Origin of the sequence: Rhizobium viscosum (assembly GCF_014873945.1) — a bacterium.
GTDB lineage: Bacteria > Pseudomonadota > Alphaproteobacteria > Rhizobiales > Rhizobiaceae > Rhizobium > Rhizobium viscosum.
Window position 1 is genome coordinate 744,270 of record NZ_JADBEC010000001.1, and the last position, 24,485, is coordinate 768,754.

At 61.7% G+C, this 24,485-nt stretch carries 28 protein-coding genes; 17 read left to right on the top strand and 11 right to left on the bottom strand.

All coding sequences use genetic code 11. The features are described from left to right. Positions 1-873, top strand: coding sequence for a Pnap_2097 family protein (locus tag H4W29_RS03775; RefSeq protein WP_192730664.1), 873 nt, complete (start codon positions 1-3; stop codon positions 871-873). On the opposite strand, the gene H4W29_RS03780 is transcribed toward H4W29_RS03775, so the two are convergent. Further along, entirely contained in the window at positions 851-2,269 is a 1,419-nt protein-coding gene (locus tag H4W29_RS03780) for an aminotransferase-like domain-containing protein (RefSeq protein WP_376776541.1), read from the bottom strand. The two genes, H4W29_RS03775 and H4W29_RS03780, sit on opposite strands and share 23 nt — an antisense overlap. Before the next feature lie 108 nt (positions 2,270-2,377). Here H4W29_RS03780 and H4W29_RS03785 point away from each other — a divergent pair, with 108 nt between their 5' ends. The 5 genes from H4W29_RS03785 to H4W29_RS03805 all read left to right on the top strand — a co-directional run bounded on the left by H4W29_RS03785 (position 2,378) and on the right by H4W29_RS03805 (position 5,594). Beyond that, positions 2,378-3,241 (top strand): DMT family transporter, encoded by an 864-nt coding sequence (locus H4W29_RS03785; RefSeq protein ID WP_192727730.1) that lies wholly within the window; start codon positions 2,378-2,380, stop codon positions 3,239-3,241. 44 nt (positions 3,242-3,285) lie between these two features. After that, positions 3,286-4,002, top strand: coding sequence for a class I SAM-dependent methyltransferase (locus H4W29_RS03790; protein WP_246517109.1), 717 nt, complete (start codon positions 3,286-3,288; stop codon positions 4,000-4,002). 87 nt (positions 4,003-4,089) lie between these two features. Further along, entirely contained in the window at positions 4,090-4,779 is a 690-nt protein-coding gene (locus H4W29_RS03795) for a glutathione S-transferase family protein (protein ID WP_192727731.1), read from the top strand. A gap of 9 nt (positions 4,780-4,788) precedes the next feature. Next, positions 4,789-5,133 carry an ArsR/SmtB family transcription factor gene (locus tag H4W29_RS03800; protein ID WP_192727732.1) on the top strand — a complete coding sequence of 115 codons (345 nt, stop codon included), beginning with the start codon at positions 4,789-4,791 and terminating at the stop codon, positions 5,131-5,133. Next, on the top strand, positions 5,133-5,594 hold the full coding sequence (locus H4W29_RS03805) for an SRPBCC domain-containing protein (RefSeq protein ID WP_192727733.1): 462 nt from the start codon (positions 5,133-5,135) through the stop codon (positions 5,592-5,594). The genes H4W29_RS03800 and H4W29_RS03805 overlap by 1 nt, the downstream gene beginning before the upstream one ends. On the opposite strand, the gene H4W29_RS03810 is transcribed toward H4W29_RS03805, so the two are convergent. Beyond that, complete coding sequence (locus tag H4W29_RS03810) at positions 5,581-6,201, bottom strand: CGNR zinc finger domain-containing protein (RefSeq protein ID WP_192727734.1); 621 nt, start codon at positions 6,199-6,201, stop codon at positions 5,581-5,583. The genes H4W29_RS03805 and H4W29_RS03810 overlap by 14 nt on opposite strands. 160 nt (positions 6,202-6,361) lie before the next feature. On the opposite strand from H4W29_RS03810, the gene H4W29_RS03815 reads away from it, so the two are divergent. The 3 genes from H4W29_RS03815 to H4W29_RS03825 are packed head-to-tail and all read left to right on the top strand — an operon-like array spanning position 6,362 to position 8,766. Further along, positions 6,362-7,072 (top strand): alpha/beta fold hydrolase, encoded by a 711-nt coding sequence (locus tag H4W29_RS03815; RefSeq protein WP_192727735.1) that lies wholly within the window; start codon positions 6,362-6,364, stop codon positions 7,070-7,072. A gap of 57 nt (positions 7,073-7,129) precedes the next feature. Then, positions 7,130-7,969 carry an alpha/beta fold hydrolase gene (locus tag H4W29_RS03820; protein ID WP_192727736.1) on the top strand — a complete coding sequence of 280 codons (840 nt, stop codon included), beginning with the start codon at positions 7,130-7,132 and terminating at the stop codon, positions 7,967-7,969. 26 nt (positions 7,970-7,995) lie between these two features. Continuing rightward, positions 7,996-8,766: an SDR family oxidoreductase gene (locus H4W29_RS03825; protein ID WP_192727737.1), complete on the top strand. Its 771-nt coding sequence runs from the start codon at positions 7,996-7,998 to the stop codon at positions 8,764-8,766. Between the two features lie 6 nt (positions 8,767-8,772). Here H4W29_RS03825 and H4W29_RS03830 read toward each other — a convergent pair whose 3' ends face one another. From H4W29_RS03830 to H4W29_RS03845, 4 genes are all read right to left on the bottom strand, one after another. Beyond that, complete coding sequence (locus tag H4W29_RS03830; protein WP_192727738.1) at positions 8,773-9,147, bottom strand: VOC family protein; 375 nt, start codon at positions 9,145-9,147, stop codon at positions 8,773-8,775. A gap of 6 nt (positions 9,148-9,153) precedes the next feature. After that, positions 9,154-9,330: a hypothetical protein gene (locus tag H4W29_RS03835; RefSeq protein ID WP_192727739.1), complete on the bottom strand. Its 177-nt coding sequence runs from the start codon at positions 9,328-9,330 to the stop codon at positions 9,154-9,156. A 209-nt stretch (positions 9,331-9,539) separates the two neighbouring features. Beyond that, positions 9,540-9,974, bottom strand: coding sequence for a DUF1801 domain-containing protein (locus H4W29_RS03840; RefSeq protein ID WP_192727740.1), 435 nt, complete (start codon positions 9,972-9,974; stop codon positions 9,540-9,542). An 11-nt stretch (positions 9,975-9,985) separates the two neighbouring features. Beyond that, positions 9,986-10,426, bottom strand: coding sequence for a DUF1801 domain-containing protein (locus H4W29_RS03845; protein ID WP_192727741.1), 441 nt, complete (start codon positions 10,424-10,426; stop codon positions 9,986-9,988). Positions 10,427-10,592: 166 nt separating this feature from the next. On the opposite strand from H4W29_RS03845, the gene H4W29_RS03850 reads away from it, so the two are divergent. Further along, positions 10,593-12,215, top strand: a complete 1,623-nt coding sequence (locus H4W29_RS03850) for an ABC-F family ATP-binding cassette domain-containing protein (protein ID WP_192727742.1) — start codon at positions 10,593-10,595, stop codon at positions 12,213-12,215. Here H4W29_RS03850 and H4W29_RS03855 read toward each other — a convergent pair. Further along, positions 12,212-13,168, bottom strand: a complete 957-nt coding sequence (locus H4W29_RS03855; RefSeq protein ID WP_192727743.1) for an SDR family NAD(P)-dependent oxidoreductase — start codon at positions 13,166-13,168, stop codon at positions 12,212-12,214. The two genes, H4W29_RS03850 and H4W29_RS03855, sit on opposite strands and share 4 nt — an antisense overlap. 117 nt (positions 13,169-13,285) lie before the next feature. Here H4W29_RS03855 and H4W29_RS03860 point away from each other — a divergent pair, with 117 nt between their 5' ends. Then, positions 13,286-14,194: an AraC family transcriptional regulator gene (locus H4W29_RS03860; RefSeq protein WP_192730666.1), complete on the top strand. Its 909-nt coding sequence runs from the start codon at positions 13,286-13,288 to the stop codon at positions 14,192-14,194. A gap of 130 nt (positions 14,195-14,324) precedes the next feature. Continuing rightward, entirely contained in the window at positions 14,325-15,230 is a 906-nt protein-coding gene (locus H4W29_RS03865) for a S1C family serine protease (RefSeq protein ID WP_192727744.1), read from the top strand. A 31-nt stretch (positions 15,231-15,261) separates the two neighbouring features. Here H4W29_RS03865 and H4W29_RS03870 read toward each other — a convergent pair whose 3' ends face one another. Both H4W29_RS03870 and H4W29_RS03875 read right to left on the bottom strand, forming a co-directional pair. After that, positions 15,262-15,990 carry an esterase family protein gene (locus H4W29_RS03870; protein WP_192727745.1) on the bottom strand — a complete coding sequence of 243 codons (729 nt, stop codon included), beginning with the start codon at positions 15,988-15,990 and terminating at the stop codon, positions 15,262-15,264. Next, complete coding sequence (locus H4W29_RS03875; protein WP_192727746.1) at positions 15,987-16,952, bottom strand: acetylxylan esterase; 966 nt, start codon at positions 16,950-16,952, stop codon at positions 15,987-15,989. The genes H4W29_RS03870 and H4W29_RS03875 overlap by 4 nt, the downstream gene beginning before the upstream one ends. A 278-nt stretch (positions 16,953-17,230) precedes the next feature. On the opposite strand from H4W29_RS03875, the gene otnK reads away from it, so the two are divergent. Both otnK and otnC read left to right on the top strand, forming a co-directional pair. After that, entirely contained in the window at positions 17,231-18,493 is a 1,263-nt protein-coding gene (gene otnK / locus H4W29_RS03880; RefSeq protein WP_192727747.1) for a 3-oxo-tetronate kinase, read from the top strand. Further along, a complete protein-coding gene (gene otnC, locus H4W29_RS03885; RefSeq protein WP_192727748.1) occupies positions 18,486-19,121 on the top strand; it encodes a 3-oxo-tetronate 4-phosphate decarboxylase in 636 nt (211 codons plus the stop codon). Before otnK ends, otnC begins: the two co-directional genes overlap by 8 nt. On the opposite strand, the gene H4W29_RS03890 is transcribed toward otnC, so the two are convergent. Next, the gene (locus tag H4W29_RS03890; RefSeq protein ID WP_192727749.1) at positions 19,118-19,927 is read right to left on the bottom strand and encodes an endonuclease/exonuclease/phosphatase family protein; all 810 of its coding nucleotides are present in this window, start codon (positions 19,925-19,927) and stop codon (positions 19,118-19,120) included. The genes otnC and H4W29_RS03890 overlap by 4 nt on opposite strands. 69 nt (positions 19,928-19,996) lie before the next feature. Continuing rightward, positions 19,997-20,911 carry an SDR family oxidoreductase gene (locus tag H4W29_RS03895; RefSeq protein WP_192727750.1) on the bottom strand — a complete coding sequence of 305 codons (915 nt, stop codon included), beginning with the start codon at positions 20,909-20,911 and terminating at the stop codon, positions 19,997-19,999. Between the two features lie 102 nt (positions 20,912-21,013). Between H4W29_RS03895 and H4W29_RS03900 the strand changes: the two genes are divergently transcribed. The 3 genes from H4W29_RS03900 to H4W29_RS03910 all read left to right on the top strand — a co-directional run bounded on the left by H4W29_RS03900 (position 21,014) and on the right by H4W29_RS03910 (position 24,483). After that, on the top strand, positions 21,014-21,583 hold the full coding sequence (locus H4W29_RS03900) for a TetR/AcrR family transcriptional regulator (RefSeq protein ID WP_192727751.1): 570 nt from the start codon (positions 21,014-21,016) through the stop codon (positions 21,581-21,583). A gap of 103 nt (positions 21,584-21,686) precedes the next feature. Then, positions 21,687-22,838 (top strand): class C beta-lactamase, encoded by a 1,152-nt coding sequence (gene ampC / locus H4W29_RS03905; RefSeq protein ID WP_210332238.1) that lies wholly within the window; start codon positions 21,687-21,689, stop codon positions 22,836-22,838. A gap of 136 nt (positions 22,839-22,974) precedes the next feature. Next, complete coding sequence (locus tag H4W29_RS03910; protein WP_192727753.1) at positions 22,975-24,483, top strand: mechanosensitive ion channel family protein; 1,509 nt, start codon at positions 22,975-22,977, stop codon at positions 24,481-24,483. Positions 24,484-24,485: the final 2 nt, after the last annotated feature.

Here is a 24,485-nt window from a genome sequence, read left to right on the forward strand (position 1 = left end):
ATGAATGTCGCGATCCTCGATTTTCATCCGCCCACATTTTCGGAATCCGAGCCGTCAGCGCGCGAGCTGATGGAGCAGGCGCTCGCACCGCATATGCTCGTCGGCATGCCGCACTTGACGCCATCAGGCCTGTCGGAAACCTGGGCGATGAAAGAGCTCGGGCACCGCCACTGGCTGATGCTCGCGCGCCATCTCGGCATGGAGAATGCCGATTTCCGCACGCCCGATGGCGGCGAGGCCTATGCCGCGATCTGCGCGACATCGCTGCAACATGCGAATTTCGGTGCCGTTCGGGCCAATGATGTGCTGACAATCCGCTCCTCGCTCTCGCCCGTCTCGCGCACACAGGTTTCGACCCGTCACCGGCTTTTCGTGCGCGGCGGCCTGATCGGCGAGGTGGAGCTGATTTCCACATTCGTCTGCCGCATGCGGGAGGGCGACAATTACTCGATCGCCCGTGTTCCCCTGCCCAGTGTGGCGGCTGTGGTTGAGGATAGTGCGTTGGCAAGGACGGCGGCCCTGCTGCGCGCCGGCACGCTGAAAACGCATTTCGGCCTGCCGGCCAATCCGGTCAAGGCGTTGCGCGGCTTTCGCTTCGAGCCGGATGCGTCGCAGGAATTCAATGGAGCCGGGCTGTTCTACTTCGCGGAATTCCAGGCACTCATCGATCGTGCCTTCGGGCGATGGTTTCCTGAGCTTTCGCAGGTGTCTCGGCGAGAGATCTTCTTTTCCGGCAATATCCGGGCCGGCGAAGCCGTGCGGGTGGAGTTGATGGGGCTTTCGCCCGACCGGCGGCGGTCTTTCTGCCGACTGCGGCGGGAAGAAGATGGCAAGGTGATCGGCAAGGCCTTTATGGAGTGGCAGGCCGAGTAGTGGACGCCTGCTTAAGTGCATCCCGCAGCACATCAAACACCCTGTTGTCCAGCGTCTGGGAGACGTTGAAGCGCATGAAGCCGGTGGCAGATTGCGACAGGCTGAAGGCGTTGCCCGGGGCGAGGACAACATTCTGCGCGAGTGCTGCGCGCGCGACCGCCGCGGCATCCAGACCATCCGGCAAATGGCACCAGAGGAACATGCCGGCCTGCGGCTCCAGCCAGGGGCGAATGCCCAGAGGCTTCAGGCGAGCCGTCACTTCGAACATCGCCTTGGCAAGACGGCTGCGCAGGCCCTCGGCATGTTTGCGGTAACTGCCGTCGCTGAGCACGCTCAGTACCAGTTCGGCATTCAACCGGGCTCCGCCGAAGGAGGTGGCGATCTTGAGGTCGATCAGGCCTTCGATCCATTCCGGCCGCGCAGCAATGAAGCCGCAGCGTGCGGCGGCTGAGAGCGTTTTCGAAAAGCTGCCGATATGGATGACGCGATCGAGGCCGTCGAAGGCGGCAAGGCGCGGAGCCGGCGTCAGTTCGAAATCGGCGAAGATATCGTCCTCGATGATGGTGAGGCCGTGTTGCTCGGCAAGCTTGAGCAGCCGGTGGGCCGTGACCGGCGAGAGCATGGCCCCGGTTGGATTGTGGATAGCCGAATTGGTGATGTAGAGGTGCGGCCGATGCTCGGTAAGCGCTGCGGCGAAGAGCTCGATATCGGGGCCTGAAGGCGTATAGGGGACGCTGACGACCTTGGCGCGGTGGGCTCTGAGCAATGCATGGAAGTTGAAGTAACAGGGATCGTCGACCAGCACGGTATCGCCCGGCTCGATGAGGAAACGGCAAAGAAAATCGATCGCCTGTGTGCCGGATTCGGTGAGCATGACCTGATCCGGCGATGCCTCAATGCCGCGCTCGGCCGCGCGGCGTGCAATCAGCTGGCGCAGCGGCTTGAGGCCGAGGGGCGAGCCGTAATCGGAAAGGCTTGCGGCATCGGCGCGCGACAGGGATCGCAATGTCCGGCGGATCGCGTCTTCGGGAAGCCATGCGGGCGGCAGCCAGCCGCAGCCGGGTTTGAGGTCGCTTTCCTGCGCCTCCAGCGATTGCCGCGATACCCAGAAGGGATCGACGGCGCGATCGAGCTTCGGGCCGATATCGGCGAGTGAGAGCGGTGCCGTCTGGCTGGCGACATAGAAGCCGGAACCGGGGCGGGAGAGGATCGCGCCTTCGGCGACCAGCCGCTCATAGGCATCGACCACGGTCGAGGCCGAGACTTTCAAGCTTCCCGAAAGGCTGCGGATCGAGGGCAGCTTGGCGCCGGGCGTGAGGCTGCGGCCGGCAATGCGCTGGCGGATCGTCGCCATGACCATGCCGACCCGGCTGCCTGCCTGTATCTGCTCGTCCATCCGTACTGGCTCCTTCACCATAACAGTTTGCGCAAACTGTATCGAACTGTGGCTGGCAGCGCCAGCGCAAACCGCCGATAAGCATGGGGCAAACAAAGGAGCGCCTACATGGATCGCACAGCGACCGGATGGATCAATGGTTTTATCGGCGTGCTCATCTTCAGCGGATCGCTGCCGGCCACCCGCGTGGCCGTCATGCAGCTCGATCCGGTTTTCCTGACGGTGGCGCGAGCGGCGATTGCCGGCATCCTGGCGCTTTGCCTGCTGATTATCTTCCGTGAGAAATGGCCTTCGCGGCACGATCTCATCTCGCTCATCGTCATCGCGCTTGGCGTTGTCGTCGGCTTTCCGCTGTTGACGGCGCTGGCGCTGCAGCATGTGACCTCGGCGCATTCCATTGTCTTCATCGGCCTGCTGCCGCTGGCGACCGCAATCTTCGGGGTCATCAGGGGTGGCGAACGGCCGAAGCCGGCCTTCTGGCTCTTCTCGCTGCTCGGCAGCGCATTGGTAGCGGGCTTTGCGCTGGCGCAGGGGCTGACCGCCTCGCCTGTTGGCGATGCGCTGATGCTGGCCGCAGTCATCGTCTGCGGGCTCGGTTATGCCGAGGGTGCTCGGCTTTCGCGCCGGCTCGGCGGCTGGCAGGTGATTTCCTGGGCCTTGGTGGTGTCGTTGCCGGTAATGATCGTTCTAGCTATTGCCCACCGGCCCCCGAACTTTGCCGAGATCCAGGCGCCGGCCATGCTTGGGCTCGCCTATGTCTCACTCTTCAGCATGCTGATCGGCTTCATCTTCTGGTATCGCGGCCTGGCACAGGGCGGTATTGCCGCCGTTGGCCAGTTGCAACTTCTGCAGCCCTTCTTTGGCCTGGCGCTTGCCGCGACACTGCTGCGCGAGACGGTAAGCTGGTCCATGCTTGCGGTGACCGTCGCTGTCATTCTCTGCGTGGCCGGGGCACGGAAGTTTGCGAAATAGGTCGAAAATTGACAGCTCGGGCATCATGTAATAATTAAAGTTGCATGATGCGAGATCATGATTACCCGAGCCTGCCCACACCTCCCAAGACGGCATCTGCCTTTACCGGCGATGCCGTCAAATCCTATATCGAAGGCCCACCGCGGCAGGTTCCCGGCTTTTCAAGCCTGCACCGGATGGCGACGATGCTGATGGCGGAGCGGACGCCCGACAATGGCCGCGTGCTCGTGCTCGGCGCCGGCGGCGGACTGGAACTCAAGGCCTTTGCCGAAGCGCGCGCGGGCTGGACTTTTGATGGCGTCGATCCCTCCGCCGACATGCTGCAACTGGCGCGGCAGGTCGCCGGAGAGCATGGCGGTCGCATCGGTTTTCACGAAGGCAGGATCGACATCGCGCCCGAAGGTCCCTTCGATGCCGCCGTTTGCCTGCTGACCTTTCACCACATCCCCGTCGAGCAACGGCTTGAAACACTTCGGCAAATCCGCCGGCGACTGAAAGCCGGCGCCCCGTTTGTTGTTGCACACATGAGTTTCCCGCAGGGCGAGCCGGAGCGATCGATGTGGATCGATCGCCATATCGCCTATGGCGCGCCTGACGGAACAGCCCCTTCCCGGCAGGAGAATGCACGCAAGGCGATACGGGAAAGGTTGCATATCCTCGCCCCCGACGAAGAGGAGGCCATGCTGCGCGCGGCAGGCTTTTCAGATGTCAGTCTGTTCTACGCCGCCTTCAGCTTCAGGGGATGGGTCACTTACGCTTAGCCCCAAAACTTTCCATGATTGGAAAGCATCTTGCACCGCAGCCTCGTCAAAGATATAGTTTCCAAAACTGGAAACTATAGGTGCCTTATGACGCTGACCCTTTACATGCATCCGCTTGCCTCCTTCTGCCACAAGGTGCTGATCGCGCTTTATGAGAACGAAACGGCGTTCGAGAGCAAGATCGTCAATTTTGCCGATGCGGATTCGGCCGCGGCCCTGTTCGACAAATGGCCGGTCGGAAAGATTCCGATCCTGCATGATGAGGCGACCGGACATACGGTCCCGGAGACGAGCATCATCGTCGAATACCTGCAGGCCCATTATCCGGGGCCGGTGCGGCTTCTGCCTGATGATCCGGAGGCGCTGCTGCAGGTGCGGCTCTGGGACCGGTTCTACGACCTCTATGTCAACGTGCAGGTGCAAAAGATCGTCACCGACCGGATCCGGCCGGCAGACACCCATGATCCGCACGGCGTCGCCGAAGCAAGGGCAATGCTCGATCAGGCCTACAGGATGATCGAGGCGCATATGCAGCAGAGGCTCTGGGCGACGGGCGATGATTTCACCATGGCCGATTGTGCGGCTCTGCCGGGGCTGTTCTTTGCTTCCATCGTGCATCCGTTCACCGGGGAACAGCAGGCGCTTTCCTCCTATCTGGAGCGTCTGTTACAACGTCCTTCCGTCAAACGCGTGCTTATCGAAGCGCAGCCCTATTTTTCGATGTTTCCCTATCGGGAGGCGATGCCCGCGCGTTATCTTGAAGCCGCGATATCTTGAGGCAATGGAATGGCAGAAACGGCGCCAGCCGAATTCGACCGGATGTTTCAGGCGCTCGCCGATCCCTATCGGCGCGGCTTCGTGGAGCAGCTTGCCAGGGGGCCGGCCTCCGTCACGGAACTGGCCGAGCCCGCAGATGTCGGCCTGCCGGCCGTGCTGAAGCATCTGCGCATTCTGGAAGAAAGCGGTATCGTCATTTCGGAAAAGGTGGGGCGCGTACGCACCTACCGCATGCAACAGCAGGCGTTCGGCGCCATCAACCAGTGGATCGAACAGCGTCAGGCCGAAATGCATGCCGCCTTCGACCGCCTTGCTCTGCTGATGGCGGAAACTCCTGAGGAAAAGGATCACTGATGGGTGTCAGCGTCAATCACCGCACCTTCGTCATCGAGCGCGACCTGCCCGGCAGCGTGGCGCATGCCTTCCGCTTCTGGTCGGACCATGCGCTGAAGCGGCGATGGACCGCCTGCCATCCCGACTGGCGGGTGATGGAGGATCAATTCGCCTTCGAGATCGGCGGGAGCGAGCGCATGACATGGCGCATGCCTGATGGGACCGAGCAGGCGATGCGCGCTTACTATCTCGAAATCCGCCCGCGCGAACGCATTGTCTATGCCTATACGATGCTGACGGCAGGCCGGAGCATCTCCTCCTCGTTGGTGACCGTCGAGTTTACCCGGAGTGGCGACACGACGCTGATGACCTTCACGGAGCAGGCTGTCTTTGGAGATGCCAAGGATGGCGATACCAGAGAGAGCGGCACCGGCATCGGCTTCGACCGGCTCATCGAAGAGATGGCGGCTACGCCTGCCTGACGCGGTGGCGATGCGCGGCCTGCTTGGCGCGGTTGCCGCACATCGCCATGCTGCACCAGCGCCGGCGGTGACCGCGGGTGTGGTCGGCAAATAGGAGGGTGCAGACCGGCCCCTCGCAAGCCTTCACATTCGAAAAATCCTCGGTACAGACGAAGCGGCCAAGCGCCTCGCCGACTGGTAGCAGCAATGCTTCCGGGGAGCGCCACTTGCGCATCGGCTGGAATTCGAAAACCTCGCCTTCATCCGTCCGGCGCGCCACGATGCGGCTGAAACCTTCGTCACGCTCGAGCAGGCGGTTCAGCGGTTCCAGCTCGGCCAATGCCTCGGGCTTCAACGGCTTTCCCTTGTGCTCGCGGACAAAAGTCCGGAACCATTCGCGCAGGTTCCTCGCCTGATCGGCAACCTTGTCCAGTTCGCCCGGCAAAGCCTGGGCGCGCATGCTTTCAAGCGTTTCGCGCGGAACCAGCTTTGCCTGTTCGAGCCAGCGCAGCAATCCCTCCCCGTCTTCTATCCAATCAACGGGCGTGTCGACGGGCGTCGCCACCGAATTCAGGAAATCCAGTGCCAGTGCATCGCCCAGAAAAAGGGCGGGAGAGTGGTTATCCATTGCAAGTCCTATTCCTGTGCCGGCCAAATCCGCAGGGCAGCTCACTTAAAAACGCGATTCACATGTAACCTGTCAAAATGCGGTTGACAAGTTACCTTCTTCAAGCGTAACCGTTCTATATCATTTTAAACAGTTACTCATTGAAAGAAGGAGAAAGCAGATGTCACCGCAGTCGATAGATCGGCAGACTACGCATATCGTGCTCGTCCATGGCGCCTGGGCCGACGGCTCCGGCTGGGCCAAGGTCATTGCACCGCTTGCCGCCGAGGGTTTTGCGGTGACTGCCGCGCCGCTGCCGCTGACCTCCTATGCCGATGACGTCAAAGCTCTTGAGCAGGCGCTTTCCCGTGTGGACGGGCCGGTCGTTCTTGCTGGCCATGCCTATGCCGGAGCGGTTATCGCCGGTGTGCGGAACGAGAATGTGAAGGCACTGGTCTATGTTGCTGCGCTGGCCCCGGACGAGGGAGAGACGGTCGCCGATGTCTTCTATCGCACTGAGCCCGATCCGCGGGCGCCGCAGCTAGCGCCCGACGAGAATGGACTGATCTATTATCCGCGCGAGGCCTTTGCCGCAGCCTATGCGCAGAATGCCACGAATGAAGAACTGGCGGTGCTTTCCGCCGTACAGCGGCCGATCTCGCCTGCCTGCATCACTGTAACGGTCGGGCGGCCGCTCTGGAAGGATCGCCCTACCTGGTACCTGGTTGCCGAAGACGACCGGATGATTGCAGCCGCCAATCAGCGCTTCATGGCCGAGCGCATGCAGGCGAGGCAACGGCCCTTCGCTGTCGATCATACGCCGATGGTGACGGCACCTGAGGCGGTGCTGCAGGTCGTCCGCGAGGCGGCGGCAGCTGTGACCGCAGCCTGAACGACCGACATATCTCCGGAAATATCGCCATTCATCTCAACTGAAGGAAACATCACCATGACCAAGATCAGCTACCGCAACATCACCGTCGACGGCATCAAGATCGCCTATCGTGAGGCCGGTCGCAAAGGCGCGCCGAAGCTCCTGCTGCTGCATGGCTTCCCGACCTCCGGCCACATGTTCCGCGATCTGATCCCGCTGCTGGCCGATCGCCACCATATCATCGCGCCCGACCTTCCGGGCTTCGGCCAGTCGGACGATCCCGCGATCAACAGCTTCGACAGCATTGCAGACACGATCGACCGTTTCACCGAGATCGTCGGCTTCGATCGCTATGCCGTCTATGTCTTCGACTATGGCGCGCCGACCGGTTTCCGCCTGGCGGTCAAGCATCCGGAGCGGATCACCGGCATCATTTCGCAGAATGGCAACGCCTATGTCGATGGCCTCAGCGATGCGTGGAACCCGGTGCAGGCCTATTGGCAGGATGCGAGCGCAGAAAACCGGGCTGTGCTGAAGGCGTTTCTGGGTCCGGAGACGACGATCTGGCAATATACGCATGGCGTTGCCGATCCGACCACGGTTTCGCCCGACGGCTATTCGCTCGACAATTTCTATCTCTCGCGTCCGGGTGCTGAAGATGTGCAACTCGATCTCATGGGCGACTACAAGAGCAACGTGGCACTCTACCCGACCTTCCAGAATTACTTCCGCACCCACAAGCCGCGCTTTCTCGCGGTCTGGGGCAAGAACGACCCCTTCTTCCTTCCGCCGGGCGCAGAAGCCTTCGCCCGCGATATTCCTGATGCCGTGATCAAATTCTTCGACACTGGCCACTTCGCGCTCGAGACGCATGCGGATGAAATTGCCGCTGCAATCCGTGATTTCCTTGGCTGATAGGTCCGCGAAAGAGGAGAGACATCATGTCCGATAAAGTCGCCATCATTACCGGTGCCAGCCAGGGCATCGGCCAGGCAACGGCCATCCGCCTCGCAGAGGATTTTTCGAAACTTGTGCTCGTTGCCCGCAACAAGGCCAATCTTGCAGAGACTGCCAAGGCCGTCGAAGCGGCGGGTGCCAAGACGCTCGTCATCGATGCCGACCTTGCCGAGCCGGCCGCGGCACAGGCCGTCGTCGACAAGACGCTGGCCGCCTTCGGGCGGATCGATGCGCTGCTCAACATTGCCGGCGCCGTACCGCAGATCGACGTCTTCGAGATGACCGACCGGCAGTGGGATGACGGCATGGCGTTGAAGCTGCATGGGGCACGACGGCTAACCATCGCCGCCTGGCCGGCGCTGAAGGAAACGAAGGGCTCGGTCGTGCTGATGTCCGGTAACTCGGCGGTCTTTCCAAAGGCCGCCTATGCTGCCGTCGGCACGATCAATGCGGCGATATCTGCGCTCGCCAAGGCCTTTTCCGACCGCGGCATCGAGGATGGCATACAGGTCAACAGCGTACTGCCCGGCCCCGTCATGACCGGCCGCCGCCGCAGCTATCTGGAACACTGGGCGCCGCTGCATAACATGACGGTGGAAGAGGCGACGGCCAGATTTCCGAAGGAGGCCGGCATTGCCCGCTACGGCGAGCCGGAAGAGATCGCCGAACTCATGGCCTTCCTCGTCTCGCCGGCGGCACACTGGATGACCGGCACGACGCTGCGCATGGATGGCGGCGAGGTGAAGTCGGTCTGACGCAGGTTAATCGGAGGTGACGCAGAAATTGTTGCCTTCGGGATCGTTCAGCACGGTGTAGTCTGCCGTCTCACGCACGAAGGTCGCGCCCAGGGATAACAGGCGCGCGACCTCCCTTTCGCGGTCATCAGCGGCAATATCGAGATGAACGCGGTTGCGGGCCGGACGCTCTCCCTTACGAAGATGGAAGCAAAGGCGCGTGCCAGGCCCTTCGACCATCACCACCGGATCGGTTTCGGGTGTCAGGCCGAGCGCTGCCAGACGCGCGATTTCATCATCGTCGTAAGGCAGCACCGCATAACCATCGAGCGCTTCGGCCCAGAATCCGGCGACGCGGGAGGGAACATCGCAATCGATGACGATTTCCTTGAGCCGTCCCATGGTCAATCACGAATTGCCGGAACGGCGCTGAGAAACACGCTCGGCGACGGCACCACCGATTACGGGCAGCAGGGCGAAAAGGATCAGCTGTGGCGTTCCTGTCAGCGTCAAAAGGCCGGACAGGAGAATGGCGACGAGCATTCCCGCCAATGCGCCGGCCAGATAGGGAAGGTAACCCTTCAAGAGAGCCTCCGTCTTATCAATCAAAATGAGCTCGCAAGGTTCCACATAGGACGCTCCGCGGTATCGGCAATGACCGGTTGGCCCCCGGATCCCTTTCGCCCGCCGAAATGGAGCATCTCCGTTTTTCTCCGAGTCACGGAAATGCTCCATCTCTTTGTTTTCGCGCAATTCCGGACGCAAAACCGCTGCGCACTTTTGCTGGAATTGCTCTAGGCGCTCGCTTTCTTCGATGCCGGTTTGCCCGCCGTGTTCAGCGCCACCGCGGCCTGCACCAGCGCCCTCAGAGCTGCCTCGTCGATTTTTTCCCCTTCATGAATATCGATCGCGCGGCGCGTATTGCCCTCAAGGCTGGAGTTGAAGAGGTTGGACGGATCTTCCACGGAAGCGCCCTTGGCGAAGGTGAGCTTGACGACGGTCTTGTAGGTTTCGCCGGTGCAGATGATACCGGCGTGTTCCCAGACCGGAACGCCGCGCCATTTCCACGTCTCCTCCACTTGCGGATCAGCTTCGCGGATGATCGCTCGGACACGGGCGAGCGTTTCGCCCCGCCAGTCGCCCAATTCCCTGATCTTGGCATCGATGCGTTCGGAGGGAGAGATTTCCTTCGGTTCCGGTTCCTTTTTCGTCGTCGCCGCTTTCTTCATGGTCTCTCTCCTTACATTTTCTCGCCGGGCAGCAGGCTTGCCTGCCTGATCCAGTCGGCGAGCTGCGCCTCGTCGATCGGGTCGTTCTCATGGATGTGGAAATAGCGCGTTTCCGCGGTCCTGGATTCTTCAGGCGGCATGGGCTGCAAGGCCCCGCCGCGAAAGAAGGCCAGCTTGATGTATTTGTTGAAGCAATGGATGCCGAGGAACCAGCCGTCGCCCTTCATGCCGTAGAGCGGCGAGTTCCATTTGACGGCCTTATGGGCATCGGGAACGGTTTGCATAATCAACGCGTCGAGGCGGCGACCGACATCGCTTTTCCAGCCGGGCATGGCCGCGATATAGGCCTGCACCGGGCCATCGCCCTCGCCTTTGGCGATCTGCGGATTGCCGCCGGATAGCAGCTTGGGCTCTGCCGGTTTTGCCGGCTTGCTGGATGTTTTGTTGGCCATGGGCTCCTCCCCCTTGGGGATAATAAGGAAGCATCCCGCGATTTCCAGTCGTGCTGAATGGACACAGGCTGCAAAGATCACAGCTTCATGACGCGGAAAACCTGCGACACGGCGGCAAACCCGTGGCATAAGGGCGCCAAAATTCTCCCTAGCTCCCGCGCAAGACATGATCCGTATCGAAAATATCAGCAAGCAGAACAGCCACCGCATCCTCTTCATCGAAGCCACAGCCGCTCTCAACCGCGGTGAAAAGATCGGTCTCGTCGGCCCGAACGGTGCCGGCAAGACGACGCTTTTCCGCATGATCAACGGCGAAGAGCTGCCGGATGAAGGCCAGGTCTCTGTCGAGAAGCACGTCACCATCGGCTATTTCAACCAGGATGTCGGCGAAATGTCCGGCCGCAGCGCGGTTGCCGAGGTGATGGAGGGCGCCGGCCCTGTCAGCGTCGTCGCCGCCGAACTGCGCGAGCTGGAAGCGGCCATGTCCGATCCTGATCGCATGGACGAGATGGAAGAGATCATCGAGCGCTATGGCGAGGTGCAGGCACGCTACGAAGAACTGGACGGCTATGCGCTGGAAGGCCGCGCCCGTGAGGTTCTGGACGGCCTGAGCTTCAGCCAGGAAATGATGGACGGCGATGTCGGCGCGCTTTCGGGCGGCTGGAAGATGCGCGTGGCGCTCGGCCGCATCCTGCTGATGCGGCCGGACGTGATGCTGCTCGACGAACCGAGCAACCATCTGGATCTCGAAAGCCTGATCTGGCTGGAAGAATTTCTGAAGACCTACGAGGGCGCACTGCTGATGACCTCGCACGACCGCGAGTTCATGAACCGTATCGTCACCAAGATCATCGAGATCGATGCCGGCTCGCTCAACAGCTATTCGGGCGATTACGGCTTCTACGAGCAGCAGCGGGCCCAGAACGAAAAGCAGCAGCAGGCTCAATTCGAGCGCCAGCAGGCGATGCTTGCCAAGGAAATCAAGTTCATCGAGCGCTTCAAGGCGCGCGCCAGCCATGCTTCGCAGGTGCAGAGCCGCGTCAAGAAGCTGGAAAAGATCGAGCGCGTGGAACCGCCGAAGCGCCGCCAGACGGTGGCCTTCGAATTCCAGCCGGCGCCGCGCTCGGGCGAAGATGTCGTCAACCTCAAGAACGTGCACAAGAAATACGGCAGCCGCACCATCTATGAAGGACTGGACTTCATGGTCCGCCGCAAGGAGCGCTGGTGCATCATGGGCATCAATGGCGCCGGCAAATCGACGCTCCTGAAGCTGGTGACCGGTATGGCTGAACCGGATGCAGGCAGCGTGGCGCTCGGCGCCAGCGTCAAGCTCGGCTATTTCGCCCAGCACGCCATGGACCTACTCGACGGCGAGCGCACGGTACTGGAATGGCTGGAAGATTCCTTCCCGCTTGCCGGCCAGGCGCCACTCAGAGCGCTGGCCGGCTGCTTCGGCTTTTCGGGCGACGATGTCGACAAGCGCTGCCGCGTGCTGTCCGGCGGCGAGAAGGCCCGCCTTGTCATGGCCCACATGCTGTTCGACCCGCCGAACTTCCTCGTGCTCGACGAGCCAACCAACCACCTCGACCTCGACACCAAGGAAATGCTGATCAAGGCGCTCGCCGATTTCGAGGGCACGATGCTCTTCGTCTCGCACGACCGGCACTTCCTTGCGGCATTGTCCAACCGCGTGCTGGAACTGACGCCTGATGGCATCCACCAGTATGGCGGTGGCTATACCGAGTATGTCGAGCGCACCGGCTACGAGGCGCCCGGCATTCACGCTTAAGAGCGCGTGAAGGCGTCGACGCCGGTCAGTTCCGCCGAGAGCGCCCAGAGACGGGCCGCCTCGTCGGGATTGACGGCGTAGGCGCGCACACTGGTCTCCGCCCCGTCGTCGGAGATGGATGCGATATCGCAATTGGCACAATAGAGGCCGCCGAGTCCTTCCAGTTGCGGCGAGGTTGCGGCCCAGACCTGCGTCGCGGCACCCTGCTCGGGCGTCTTGAAACTCGGGTCGATGGCATTGCCCTCAGCGTCGATCCAGCCGGCGGCGACCATGTCGTCCTTCTCCAGATGCCGCTGCAGCGGCGTCAGGATCTTGCCGGGATGCAGCGAGAAGGCGCGCACGCCGGTCTCGCGGCCCAAGCGGTCGAGATGTACGGCGAAGAGCGCATTTGCCGTCTTTGCCTGCCCGTAGGCCTGCCATCTGTCATAGCCGTTGTCGAATTGGATATCGTCCCATCGGATCGGCGTGATGCCATGGGCACCGGAGGAGACGGCAACTACACGGGCTCCCCTCGCTATCGCCAGCCAGAGGCGATTAACGAGCGCGAAATGGCCGAGATGGTTGGTGGCGAACTGCGCCTCCCAGCCCGGCCCTACCCGCGTTTCCGGGCAGGCCATGATGCCGGCGCTGTTGATGATGATATCGGCCCTACGTCCAGAGGCGACAAAGCGCTCGGCGAAGCGGCGTACGCTTTCGAGGTCGGCGAGATCGAGCCTGTCGACTTCGACATTGGCGATGTTTGCAAGCGATGCTGCGGCGGCATCAGGCTGACGCGCGCCGATCAGCACATGCGCGCCGGCGCGCGACAGCGCCTTCGTCGTCTCCAGTCCGAGGCCGGAATGGCCGCCGGTGACGATTGCCAGTCTGCCCGTGAGGTCGATGCCCGCGAGCACGTCATCGGCCGTCGAGCGAGCGCCAAAACCGGAACCGATGGGGTGTTGTGCGTTTTCCATGGATGTCTCCTTCTCTACTTTCGCCCGGAGACTAATGCGGTGGCGGCCATACGATCTATGCGTTAAAGTCCATGATATGTTTGCGATCGTCCGGATTTCCACATGAGTTCCGTTTCCATGGATCCGCTCTCCGATGTGCTGGCGCTTTTGAAGCCGAAGAGCTACGTCTCGCTCGGGCTCGATGCCGGACCCGACTGGGCGATCGATTTTCCGCCGCCGCAGGGCATCAAGTTCAATGCCGTTCTCTCGGGCGGCTGCTGGCTAGAGGTTGATGGCGTCGAGCCTATCCGGCTGGAGGAAGGCGATTGTTTTCTGCTGACGCAGAACCGACCCTTCCGGATGATGAGCGACCGCAGCCTGCCGACGATCCCCGCCAATGACATCTATGCGCATGCGAAGGATGGTGTCGCGATCTGCAATGGCGGCGGCACCTTCTTCCTCGTCGGCAGCCGCTTCGGCTTTTCCGGCGCAGGCGCCAATCTGATCGTCGGCATATTGCCGCCGGTCGTTCATGTCAGCGAGCATTCGGATCAGGCTTCGGTGCTGCGCTTTGCTATCGACCAGATGGCGCGGGAACTGCGCGGCCAGCATCCTGGCGGCTTCCTGATGACCGAGCATCTGGCACATATCATGCTGATGCAGATCCTTCGGCTCTATCTCTCTGCACCGGATACCGAGGGTACCGGCTGGCTCTTCGCACTTGCCGACCGGCAGATCGGTATGGCGATCGGCGCCATGCATGCCGAGCCGGCGCGGCGCTGGACGCTGCAGCAACTTGCTGCGATGACCGGCATGTCACGCTCTTCATTTGCCGAACGCTTCAAGGAAAAGGTCGGAGCCGCGCCGATGGACTATCTCACACGCTGGCGTATGATGCTGGCAGGCGAGCGGCTCTCCAACAGCAGCGAACCGATCGGTAAGATTGCGCTTTCGCTCGGCTATGATTCCGAAAGCGCCTTCAGCACCGCCTTCAAGCGGGTGATGGCGCGCTCGCCGCGGCAATACAGCCGGGAAGCAGCGGGGTAAAAGACCACAGGCCACAGCTCTTGCAGAAACGACTGTCGTTTCATACCTATAGAAGGAATGGTATGCGTCCGGCCCTTGCCGACCCTCGCTACATTCCGAGCCTTTGTGCCCGCCTTACGAGGATGAAACCATGAATATCGACAGGATCTTGCGGTCAGTTGTGGCCGTTCGCGCCTCCATCCCCGAAGATGCCTTCACCGCGAACACGCTGGGCACCCGCCGGGAAGGAAGCGGCGTCGTCATCAGGGAAAACGGGCTGGTGCTCACCATCGGCTACCTGATCACCGAAGCAGACGAAATCTGGCTGACGCGCCATGACGGCAAGGTCGTACCCGGCCATGCTCTGGCCTATGACCAGGAAACCGGCTTCGGCCTCATCCAGTCGCTGGCGCCTCTCGACCTGCCGGCCATCGACATCGGCGACAAGGTCAAAACGACGGTCGGCGATGCCGTGATCCTTGCCGACGGTCTCGGCGAATTCGTGCGGGCCAACATCGTCGCCAAACAGGAATTTGCGGGCTACTGGGAATATCTGCTCGACGAGGCGATATTCATCGCGCCAGCCCACCCCTCCTGGGGCGGTGCTGCGCTCGTAAGCGACGAGGGCAAGCTGCTTGGCATCGGTTCGCTGCGCCTGCAGATGGTGCAGGACGAAGAAGTCGCCGATATCAACATGGCCGTGCCGATCAACCTTCTTCCGCCAATCCTCGACGACCTGCTTAACCGCGGCCAGATCGACAGGCCGCCGCGCCCCTGGCTCGGCGCCTTTTCGGCTGAAAGCAACGGCGAAGTCGTGGTCATGAGCGTTGCCAAGGGTAGTCCTGCGGCACAGGCGGGTCTGCAGCAGGGCGATGTCATCTCGGAAATCCGCGACAGCGAAGTGGACGGGCTTGCCGATTTCTACCGCAAGGTCTGGAAGAGCGGTCCGGCGGGGGCGGAAATTCCCATGCGTGTGCTGCGGAACGGCCGTGAGGCCTGGCTGCGGATCAAATCCGCTGACCGCAACAGTTTCCTCAAGAAGCCGCTGATGCAGTAATCAGATATAGAGTGGCGCCATCCGGCAGCGTTTAGATATAAAGCGGCGCCATCCGGCGCCAGGCTCCGGCGCGATGCGCCCTGCCATCCCAGAAATGCAGCCGATGGCCGACACCCTTGTCAGCGAGCAGGCGGCTGAGATGGCGATTGTTATCGAGAAACGGATCCTCGTTGCCGATCGTCAGCACGATCTCGACCTGCCGCAGTTTTTCCAGCCTCCAGTCAGAGGCAAGGCCCGGCAGAAAATGCGTCGGCATGTGGAAATAGACCGTCTCGTCGTAATAGCCGTCGAAGAGATCGGAAAAGGATTCGACCCTCATCGTCAGGTCGTAGCGGCCGGAAAAGGCCACCAGCTTGCGGAAGAGATGCGGGTGGCGGAAAACGAGGCTGGCTGCCTGGAAGGCGCCGAGACTGCAGCCGTGAACGATGGTGCATTCGTGGCCGTTGCGGCTCTCCATCAGCGGCAGAACCTCGTTCAGCACATATTCCTCGAAAGCGATATGGCGACGGATACGATCGGCCGGGTGACGGCCGAAATCGTAGAAGGTCTCGCCCGCCAGACCCTCGATACAGAAGAGTTGCAGATGGCCGGCCTCAAGCTTGTCAGCGAGGCTGGCGACGATTCCGAGATGTTCATATTCCCAAAAGCGCCCTTCCCGCGTTGGGAACATCAAGACTTTGGCGCCGGCATGCCCGAACACCAGAAGCTCCATGTCACGATGGAGCCGATCGCTGTACCAGCGCAGATATTCTCGGTTCATAGACCCCTGAAAAGCCGCCCGACTCGTTCGCGCAGCGCAGCTTGCTGCACTGCACTATCAGCATAGTCGAAATGCCCGGCATCCAGGATGAAGATTTCATTAAATTTTGATTTCGGCAGAGCGTTTGCGACCGCGAACTGACAGGGCGGCGCAACGGCCGGATCGAAAAGCGCCACGGCGGCCAGCATCGGAACGCTGATGCGGGTCGCAGCCGTTGCGGCATCGTAAAGGCGCAGCTTTTCGAAAATACCCGAGTGGGTCCTTGCGTATTCCTGTACCGAATGGGCGCTGCCGACCGTCGGCAATGTCAGCCAGAGCTTGCGGTTTCCGAAGGTCGGTACCGTCAGATGGCCGCGCTTGATCCTGCTATCGAAGGGAATGCCGAGCGCTCCGATACCGCCGCCGAAGCTGATGCCGCTATAGCCGATATGACCGTCGAGTGAAGGATAAAGGGAGAGCAGCGCCGATACCGCTACCCAGAGATCCTCGACGCAGCCGCCGATCACGTAATGGTCGGGATCATCGATGTCATGCAGCACATGCCCGGGGGCGTCGGGTGAAATCGGCGGATGGGCGCTGCGCGACATGCCGCGGAAGCAGGGAAAGAGGATCGCGGTCTCCTCGACCGGAATATCGAATTCAGGTTGGTCCCTGCCCCCATAACCGTGGCCGACGACGAGACCACGCTTGACCTCGCCCTTGCGGGGCGTGAGCAACCAGCCGCCGATGCTGGTATCATCCGTGGAGGTGTAGACGATATCGCTCACCTGCCAGTCCGGATGGGTATCCTTGCTTGGGCTCAGGCGCGGCTCAGGCTTGACTGTCAACGCCCTGGCATAGCGCTTCTGCCAGAAGGCATCGAATCCCTCAGGCGACTCCGGCGGGCGGATCGCTCGCAGATCGGCAAGCGTCATGCCGTAGGTGGGATCGAAGTCGAAAGGATAGTCTGTCGGGATGCTCATGCCATGCTTGTTGCCGCGAAACCGATTTCGAAGCAAGGTCCGTCCTCCGCCCGAAATTGCGTGACAGCTTTGCCCGGCTGGTCTTAACTACAAAGGCACCGTGCCTGCCGACTCAGGCGGCGGCGCGTTTTCGGTTTGCGTTCACTTCATCGGTCGGAGGACCGTTTCAAATGAAAATCCTTGTGATCGGCGCAGAGTTTCGATGCCAGCCGCACTCTTTCGTCCGGTTTCACAGCCGAGACATCCTTTGAACAACAGACTGCCGGAGCCTGCCTGACATGCTGCTTGGAGCCATTGCCGACGATTTCACCGGCGCCAGCGATCTGGCCAATACCCTTGCCCGCGGCGGCATGTCGACCATGCAGTTCGTCGGCCCCGGCCGCGGCAAGGTGAATTGCGAAGCCGGTGTGGTGGCGCTGAAGACGCGCTCGATCCCAGTCGAGGATGCGGTGTTGCAATCCATGGATGCGGCGCGCTGGCTGCTGGATCAGGGTTGCGAGCAGATCTTCTTCAAGTATTGCTCGACCTTCGATTCCACGCGTGAAGGCAATATCGGCCCAGTGGCCGAGGCCCTGCAGCGGTTGACGGGCGCCGATGTCACCGTCTTCTGCCCGGCCTTTCCGGCGACCGGAAGGCGGGTCTTCATGGGCCATCTCTTCGTCAAGGACAAGCTGCTCAGCGAATCCGGAATGGAGAACCATCCGCTGACGCCGATGACCGATCCCGATATCCGCCGTTGGCTGCGGTACCAGACGCGCGGCGGTGTCGGCAGCATCACGCTCGATACGGTGCGCGAAGGTTCCGGCGCCATTCGAAGCCGCCTGCGCGACGAGCTGACCGATGGCAACCGCCTCGTCGTCGTCGATGCCATCGAGGATGCCGATCTGATAACCATCGGTGAAGCCGTCGCCGACCATGCGCTGGTGACCGGCGGATCGGGACTGGCGCAGGGGCTGGTGCGCAATTTCGCCAAGCGCGGCAAGCTTTCCGGTGTTCCCGCCGAAGTGCCCATCGTTACTGGCCTCGGCGTCGTCCTCTGCGGCTCCTGTTCGCTCGCCTCGCAGAACCAGGTCGCTTGCCATCTGCAGAACCATCCAGGCCTCTCGATCGATCCGGCAGCCATCGTGCGTGGCACCATGTCGGTGGAGCGCGCAGCCAGCTGGGTCACTGCCAATGCGGCCGACAATCCGATTGTTTACTCCACCACCTCGCCGGATGTCGTGAGCTTCGTGCAGCAGCGCTTCGGCCGCGAGGAATCGGCAAAGATCCTTGAGGATTTCTTCGGCGGCCTTGCCAAGCGGCTCGCCGATTCCGGCACGTGCCAGATCGTTGTCGGCGGCGGGGAGACCTCTGGTGCGGTCGTTGAGGCACTCGGTCTCAAGCATATGACCATTGGTGCGGAGATCGATCCCGGCGTGCCGGTTCTGGTGTCCGAACGCGGCCGGCCGGCGCGGCCGATCGGACTCGCGCTGAAGAGCGGCAATTTCGGCTCGCCCGACTTTTTCGCCAAGGCTCTGGACAGGATTGCAGGCCATGAATGAGGCAGCGTTGCGCGAAGCCATCGTCCGCTGGGGAAAATCGCTTTTCGAGCGCGGGCTTACGGCCGGCTCCTCGGGCAATATCTCTGTAAAGACCACGGACTTCTATCTCGCAACACCGACCAATTCCTGCCTGGGCTTCCTCGATCCTGAGCGGCTGTCGAAGCTCGACAGCGACGGCAATCACCTCTCGGGCGATGCACCGACCAAGGAACTGCCGCTGCACTTCTCCTTCTATGAGAAGCGGCCGCAGACGGGCGCGGTGGTACATCTGCATTCTACCTATGCGACTGCCCTTTCCTGCCTTGCCGACACCGATCCCAAGGACGCTATTCCGCCATTGACGCCCTATGTGGTGATGCGCGTCGGCAAGGTGCCTGTCGTGCCCTATACGCGGCCGGGCTCGACCGATGTGAAGCCGCTGATTGCCGAAATCGCCGGTGAGCACAGCGCGGTGCTTCTGGAAAACCACGGGCCGATCGTTTCGGCCACCACGCTCGATTCCGCCGTCTTCGCGATCGAAGAGCTGGAAGAGGCGGCGAAGCTTTCGATCATCACGCGCGGCATGAAGGTGCGACAGCTCAATAGCGAGCAGATCGCCGACCTGGAGAAGCACTTCAAGCTGCGTTAGGCCAGTTCGATCAGAAGAGCCCGGTGATCGGAAACCTCGGGCTGCTCCACTACCTCGAAGCGCTCCACCACCACCTCCGGCGTCACCAGCATATAATCGGCAAAGCGCCCATCCTTCGGATAGAGTGAGGTGCGGGTATCGGTAAAACCCCTGCCGGTGACGAGATCGTTGAGGCCGAGACGGCCAAGCTTTTCGAAGGTTATGCTGTCAGGCAGCACGTTGAAATCGCCGCAAACGACGAGGCGCTCATCACCCGGCCAGACGCGTTCGATCAGCTCGACGAGTGCATCCGCCTGGGCATGCCGGGCCGGAATATCGCCCTTGCCGGCGGGATCGCGCAGGCCGTGAAGCTGGGCGATGGTGAGGGAAAAGCCGCCGGCATGATCGAACAGGCGGATGCAATGGGCATTACGCGAACGCGGATGTTCACCCCAGCCATTGGACGAGAAACCGCCATGGATGAAGTCCACCGCCTGGCCGATTATCGCATGCGACTTACGCACGAAGGTGGCGATGCCGAATTCGGTCGGGAAGACCGCCTCACCGTGAAAGAGATCGCCCCGCGCGAAGGGGCAGAAGAAGCCGTCATGGCCGGGGAAAACGGCGGCGATCTCGTCATAGAGATGGGCGCGCTGCGGCAGCACGACGCCGCCGTCGCGATATTCCAGCCATCCCGGCGTATCGGCTGCGGACCGGACCACTTCCTGCAGGCAGAAGACGTCAGCGTCCACATTTGCCAGATAGTCGATCAGCGGCGCGTGGATGCTGCCGCCCCAGGCATTCAATGAAACGATCCGCAAAGCCATGCGAGCTCCCTCTTCGCCAGGAGACTAGCAGATTCGCATGGGGATCGATCCCTCGGCGGCAGCGTCCGATCAGCGATATCCGGTGTCATCCGCCGGCTTGCCGGGTTCCTGCACCTCGGCGAGGTAACGCCAGCAGTCCGGCCGCGTGCCGTCGAGATCGGTGAAGCCGTAGGCGTCGGCCAGCTGGAAGCTTGAGAGCGACTGACCATTCCATCTGTTGCGGTCGGGATCGGCGGCGAGTGCGGTGACCGCCCGCCCGGTGAAACGCGGCGTTTCCGAGATGACGAAATGCGGTTGGACTTTTGTGCCGTCGCGCCAATTGGCTTCCGTCACGCCATAGATTTCCAGCATCATTTCCGAGCGCATCCAGCCGGGCGAAAGTGAGACGGCGGTCGCGCCATGGGGTGCGAGATCCTTGGCGTGCGCCCAGGCCATGCGGTTCGTGCCCGTTTTCACCAGATCGTAATAGGGGCAGAGTCTGTAATGTGTGGCGTTGTACTCTGCCGTGCCATCGGTCACCTCCACCAGCAATCCACCCGGCCGCTCGATCATCAGCGCCAGCGCGTAATGGGCGGTGATGAAATGGGTGTCGATGGCAAGCCGCAGCATGCGCAGGCCCTTGTCGAGGGAATGTTCCCAGACCGGCTTGTTCCACTCCGTCAGATGCTCGCCGCCCCAGATATCGTTGACGAGGATATCGAGCCTGCCCTCCTCCGCGCGGATGCGGGCAACCAGCGCTTCGACCTGCTCCTGAAACAGATGATCCACCTGCACGGCGATGCCGCGCCCACCCGCCGCGCTCACCAGTTCGGCGGTCTCCTCGATGGTCTCAGGCCGGCCATATTCGGATTGCTGCGTGCGGGTCGTGCGGCCAGTCACATAGACGGTCGCGCCTGCCGCGCCCAGTTCCACCGCAATGCCGCGGCCCGCACCGCGCGTTCCGCCGGCAACAAGCGCCACCTTTCCCTTCAAGTTCGCTGTCACTTCACTGTCCTCCCCGCTAGAAATAACTAACCGGCCTCGTCGACCTACTTGTATATAAACGAACGTTCGTTCATAAATATGGCGAACGCAAGAGGAAATTTCATGCCGCGTCCGCGTACGCTTTCAGATGAACAGCTGCTTTCGATGGTTTTCGATGTGATCCAGTCCGAGGGGCCGGATGCGGCGACCTTTGCGGCGGTCTCGAAGGCGAGCGGCCTTTCCGGCTCGACGCTGGTGCAGCGCTTCGCTACCAAAGCCGGCATGCTGCGCGCCGCCCTGCTCTACGCCTGGGACCGGCTGGATGCGGAAACGGCGCGGCTCGCCGATACGCTGCCGAAGACCGCGGATGGGGCGATCGCGCTGCTGACCGGTCTTTCCCAAGACTATGGCGATAATCCCGCCTCCTATGCAGAAGGCCTGCTTCTGCTGCGCGAGGATTTCCGCGATCCGGTGCTGCGCGCCCGTGGCGGGGCCTGGGGTGCTGCGCTGACGGCAGCGCTTGCCGAGCGTTTCGAGGGACAGAGGCAAGCGCAGACCATTGCCCGGCTGATGCTCTCGCAATGGCAAGGATCGCTGCTCTGGTGGGGCTTCTCGTCCGAGGGAGCTGTGGCCGATTACGTGGAGCGGGAACTGCGGCTCTTTCTTGCCGCCCTCGAGCCCAAATTAAACTAGGGTCTCCTGCGAGTTCTTATCGTTTGTGGAGGGACAAAGGGCCACGCTATCGACCGTGTATCGGCCATATTGCCGGATGCACAGAGAGGAACCGCTCGTGAATATGAGACACTGCCTCATCGCCCTCGCCTTGTCGGCGAGCCCGCTCCATGCAGCAGACATGACGGACAACGCGTTCCAGGAGATAGTCGATCGCGTTTTTCAGCCGGTGATCAGGGAATACGACATCCCCGGACTGGCCGTCGGCGTGACGATCAATGGCTCGGAATTCTATTACACCTATGGTGAAGCCTCGCGCGAGACCAAAGCGCCCGTCACCAGCGACACGATTTTCGAGCTCGGCTCCGTCAGCAAAATTTTTAATGTCACGCTTGCCGCACTTGCCGAACAGCGCGGTCTGTTGTCGATGGAGCAGCCGGTTTCGACCTATCTGCCGGAGCTCAAGGGCAGCGCCTTCGACAGGATCACCTTGGTCAATCTCGCCACCCATACGTCCGGCGGCCTGCCGCTGCAGGTGCCGGACAGCGTGACTGACGATGCCGGGCTGATGACCTATCTGAAAAGCTGGAAGCCGGCCTACAAGGCGGGCACCATGCGCTCCTATTCCAATGTCAGCATCGGCCTTCTCGGGCGGATCTCCGGTGAGCGTCTTGGCGGCACTTACAGGCAGGCGGCCGAAGGCGAGCTGTTCCCTGCCCTCGGTCTCAAGAGCACCTTCATCGCGGTTCCGCCTGGTGCCATGGATCGTTACGCCTTCGGTTATTCCAAAGCCAACAAGCCGGTCCGCGTCGGACCCGGCGTCCTTGACGACGAAGCCTACGGCATCAAGACCACAGCCCGCGACATGGTGCATCTGCTGGAGCTGAATTTGAAGCCGGATGCTCTGGCACCTGAATTCAAGGCGGCGATCGAGAAGACGCATACGGGCTATTTCGATACGGCCTATTACACGCAGGACATGGTCTGGGAGCAATATGCCTGGCCCGTGGCGCTCAAGAAGCTCCTCGACGGCAACTCGGCCAAGATGAGTTTGGAAAGCCAGCCGGTCAAACAGCGGGCGAAGCCGCTTGCGCCGCAGACATCAGTGCTGATGAACAAGACCGGATCGACGAACGGCTTCGGCGCTTATGTCGTGCTGGTGCCGAAGGCGCATATCGGGCTGACGATGCTGGCGAACCGGAACTATCCGAATGCCGCACGCGCCGAAGCAGGACTGAAGCTCGTCCAGGCACTCGAGGCATACGCCGCGAAATAGCCGCCACGTCGGCCGGTCGCAGCAGCGGTTGCGGCCGGCCGACGTCACCGGTGGCGATACCCTATCCATTCGTGTCAGAGGACAGGACTTCTTCATCCGTGATATAGGGTCGAACGCCCCAACCAGGATGCAATGCATGTCATGGACTATGCTGGACGATCCGCTGTATCAGTTTATCGCTCTCGTTCTGCTCAGCGCCGTGGCACGGTTCATCTTCGGACGAAACCCGACCTTCCGGCTGATCGCCAATTTCGTCTTCTTTGCACTGCTGACGCTGCTGCTCATTGAGAACGAGATTGCGCCCTATACGTCAGACATGGGCAAAGCGACGGATCTTTTCCGGCGCATTTTCGTCGGGGTCGCCAAGGCGGTCTGGTGGATCGGCGGGGCGATGGTGCTGGCAAGTTCGGTGCGGCTCTTCCTGATCTTCGAGCGCAAGCCGCGCGAGGCGCGTCTGCTGCAGGACCTCATTGTCGCCATCATCTATGTCGGCGCAGCACTTTCAGTCGTAACCTATGTCTTCGGCGCCCAGATCGGCCCTCTGATTGCGACATCGGGCGTCTTCGCCATCGTGCTCGGCCTTGCGCTACAGAGCACGCTGAACGACGTCTTCTCTGGCATCGCGCTCAATCTCGGCCGACATTACAGCGTCGGCGACTGGATCGTCCTCGACGACGGCGTGCAGGGCCGCGTGGTGGAGACGAACTGGCGTTCGACCCATCTTCTGAACGGCACCAACGACCTCGTCATCGTTCCCAACAGCGCGCTTGCCAAGGCGCGGCTGACGAACCTGACGAGCCCCGAAGAAGCCCATGGCGTCTCGCTGAAGATCCGGGTTGTTCCCTCGATCCCACCGGCGACTATCGAAGAGACGATGCGCACGGTGCTGCTCAGCAGCAACGCCATCCTGAAATCCCCAGCCCCCGTCGTCAGCATCACGGGGCTGGACGGCAACGCCATCGAATTCGAACTCTCCTTCCGCGTCTCCGGACTGGGCGAAGCGACCGCCGCCCGGAACGAAGTCTACGATCTCGTCTATCGCCATACCAAGGCGGCAGGCCTGCAGCTTGCCGCACCCGCGGGTTCGCCGGCAATTCCCGTTGCCGATCCGCAGGAAGAGGCCGGAAAACATCCGAACTCGGCCTGGCGCCTGCTCAATGCCATCCCGCTTTTCTCGACGCTGACGGAAGACGAGAAGGAGTCGCTTGCCGCTGACATGAAGCGGCTGAACTTCCGCAAGGACGCCCTGATTGCGACGCAGGATACATCACTGACTTCCCTGATGATCGTGCGGCGCGGCGTTGCCATCGTCGAGCGGCACGAGGGCAGCGAGGTTATCGAGCTTGCCAGAATTGCGCCGGGCGACCTGTTCGGGGAACGCGGTGTGCTGATGGGGGCGCTGGAGCCGGCCAATATCCGTGCGCTCACATCGGTCGTGGTCTACGAGATCGCCAAGGATCACCTCGCCGCGATCATGCAGGAGCGGCCGGCGCTTGCCGAAGAACTGGGTCTGCTGCTGTCGCGGCGGATCGAATCCGAGAAACATCACTTCAGCGCGGGCGTATCGGCTGAAGCCAGCCATCCGACCACGCTGACGACGCGCATCCGGCATCTGTTCCAGATCCCCCATGGCACCTGGCCGTAGCG

Coding starts and splice junctions, on each gene's coding strand:
- ampC (WP_210332238.1), top strand. CDS start 21,687: ATGAGACACTGCCTCATCGCCCTCGCCTTGTCGGCGAGCCCGCTCCAT.
- otnK (WP_192727747.1), top strand. CDS start 17,231: ATGCTGCTTGGAGCCATTGCCGACGATTTCACCGGCGCCAGCGATCTG.
- H4W29_RS03830 (WP_192727738.1), bottom strand. CDS start 9,147: ATGGGACGGCTCAAGGAAATCGTCATCGATTGCGATGTTCCCTCCCGC.
- H4W29_RS03810 (WP_192727734.1), bottom strand. CDS start 6,201: ATGGATAACCACTCTCCCGCCCTTTTTCTGGGCGATGCACTGGCACTG.
- H4W29_RS03805 (WP_192727733.1), top strand. CDS start 5,133: ATGGGTGTCAGCGTCAATCACCGCACCTTCGTCATCGAGCGCGACCTG.
- H4W29_RS03870 (WP_192727745.1), bottom strand. CDS start 15,990: ATGAACCGAGAATATCTGCGCTGGTACAGCGATCGGCTCCATCGTGAC.
- H4W29_RS03890 (WP_192727749.1), bottom strand. CDS start 19,927: ATGGCTTTGCGGATCGTTTCATTGAATGCCTGGGGCGGCAGCATCCAC.
- H4W29_RS03780 (WP_376776541.1), bottom strand. CDS start 2,269: ATGGACGAGCAGATACAGGCAGGCAGCCGGGTCGGCATGGTCATGGCG.
- otnC (WP_192727748.1), top strand. CDS start 18,486: ATGAATGAGGCAGCGTTGCGCGAAGCCATCGTCCGCTGGGGAAAATCG.
- H4W29_RS03795 (WP_192727731.1), top strand. CDS start 4,090: ATGACGCTGACCCTTTACATGCATCCGCTTGCCTCCTTCTGCCACAAG.
- H4W29_RS03865 (WP_192727744.1), top strand. CDS start 14,325: ATGAATATCGACAGGATCTTGCGGTCAGTTGTGGCCGTTCGCGCCTCC.
- H4W29_RS03815 (WP_192727735.1), top strand. CDS start 6,362: ATGTCACCGCAGTCGATAGATCGGCAGACTACGCATATCGTGCTCGTC.
- H4W29_RS03875 (WP_192727746.1), bottom strand. CDS start 16,952: ATGAGCATCCCGACAGACTATCCTTTCGACTTCGATCCCACCTACGGC.
- H4W29_RS03900 (WP_192727751.1), top strand. CDS start 21,014: ATGCCGCGTCCGCGTACGCTTTCAGATGAACAGCTGCTTTCGATGGTT.
- H4W29_RS03825 (WP_192727737.1), top strand. CDS start 7,996: ATGTCCGATAAAGTCGCCATCATTACCGGTGCCAGCCAGGGCATCGGC.
- H4W29_RS03860 (WP_192730666.1), top strand. CDS start 13,286: ATGGATCCGCTCTCCGATGTGCTGGCGCTTTTGAAGCCGAAGAGCTAC.
- H4W29_RS03910 (WP_192727753.1), top strand. CDS start 22,975: ATGTCATGGACTATGCTGGACGATCCGCTGTATCAGTTTATCGCTCTC.
- H4W29_RS03800 (WP_192727732.1), top strand. CDS start 4,789: ATGGCAGAAACGGCGCCAGCCGAATTCGACCGGATGTTTCAGGCGCTC.
- H4W29_RS03840 (WP_192727740.1), bottom strand. CDS start 9,974: ATGAAGAAAGCGGCGACGACGAAAAAGGAACCGGAACCGAAGGAAATC.
- H4W29_RS03820 (WP_192727736.1), top strand. CDS start 7,130: ATGACCAAGATCAGCTACCGCAACATCACCGTCGACGGCATCAAGATC.
- H4W29_RS03855 (WP_192727743.1), bottom strand. CDS start 13,168: ATGGAAAACGCACAACACCCCATCGGTTCCGGTTTTGGCGCTCGCTCG.
- H4W29_RS03845 (WP_192727741.1), bottom strand. CDS start 10,426: ATGGCCAACAAAACATCCAGCAAGCCGGCAAAACCGGCAGAGCCCAAG.
- H4W29_RS03775 (WP_192730664.1), top strand. CDS start 1: ATGAATGTCGCGATCCTCGATTTTCATCCGCCCACATTTTCGGAATCC.
- H4W29_RS03790 (WP_246517109.1), top strand. CDS start 3,286: ATGATGCGAGATCATGATTACCCGAGCCTGCCCACACCTCCCAAGACG.
- H4W29_RS03850 (WP_192727742.1), top strand. CDS start 10,593: ATGATCCGTATCGAAAATATCAGCAAGCAGAACAGCCACCGCATCCTC.
- H4W29_RS03785 (WP_192727730.1), top strand. CDS start 2,378: ATGGATCGCACAGCGACCGGATGGATCAATGGTTTTATCGGCGTGCTC.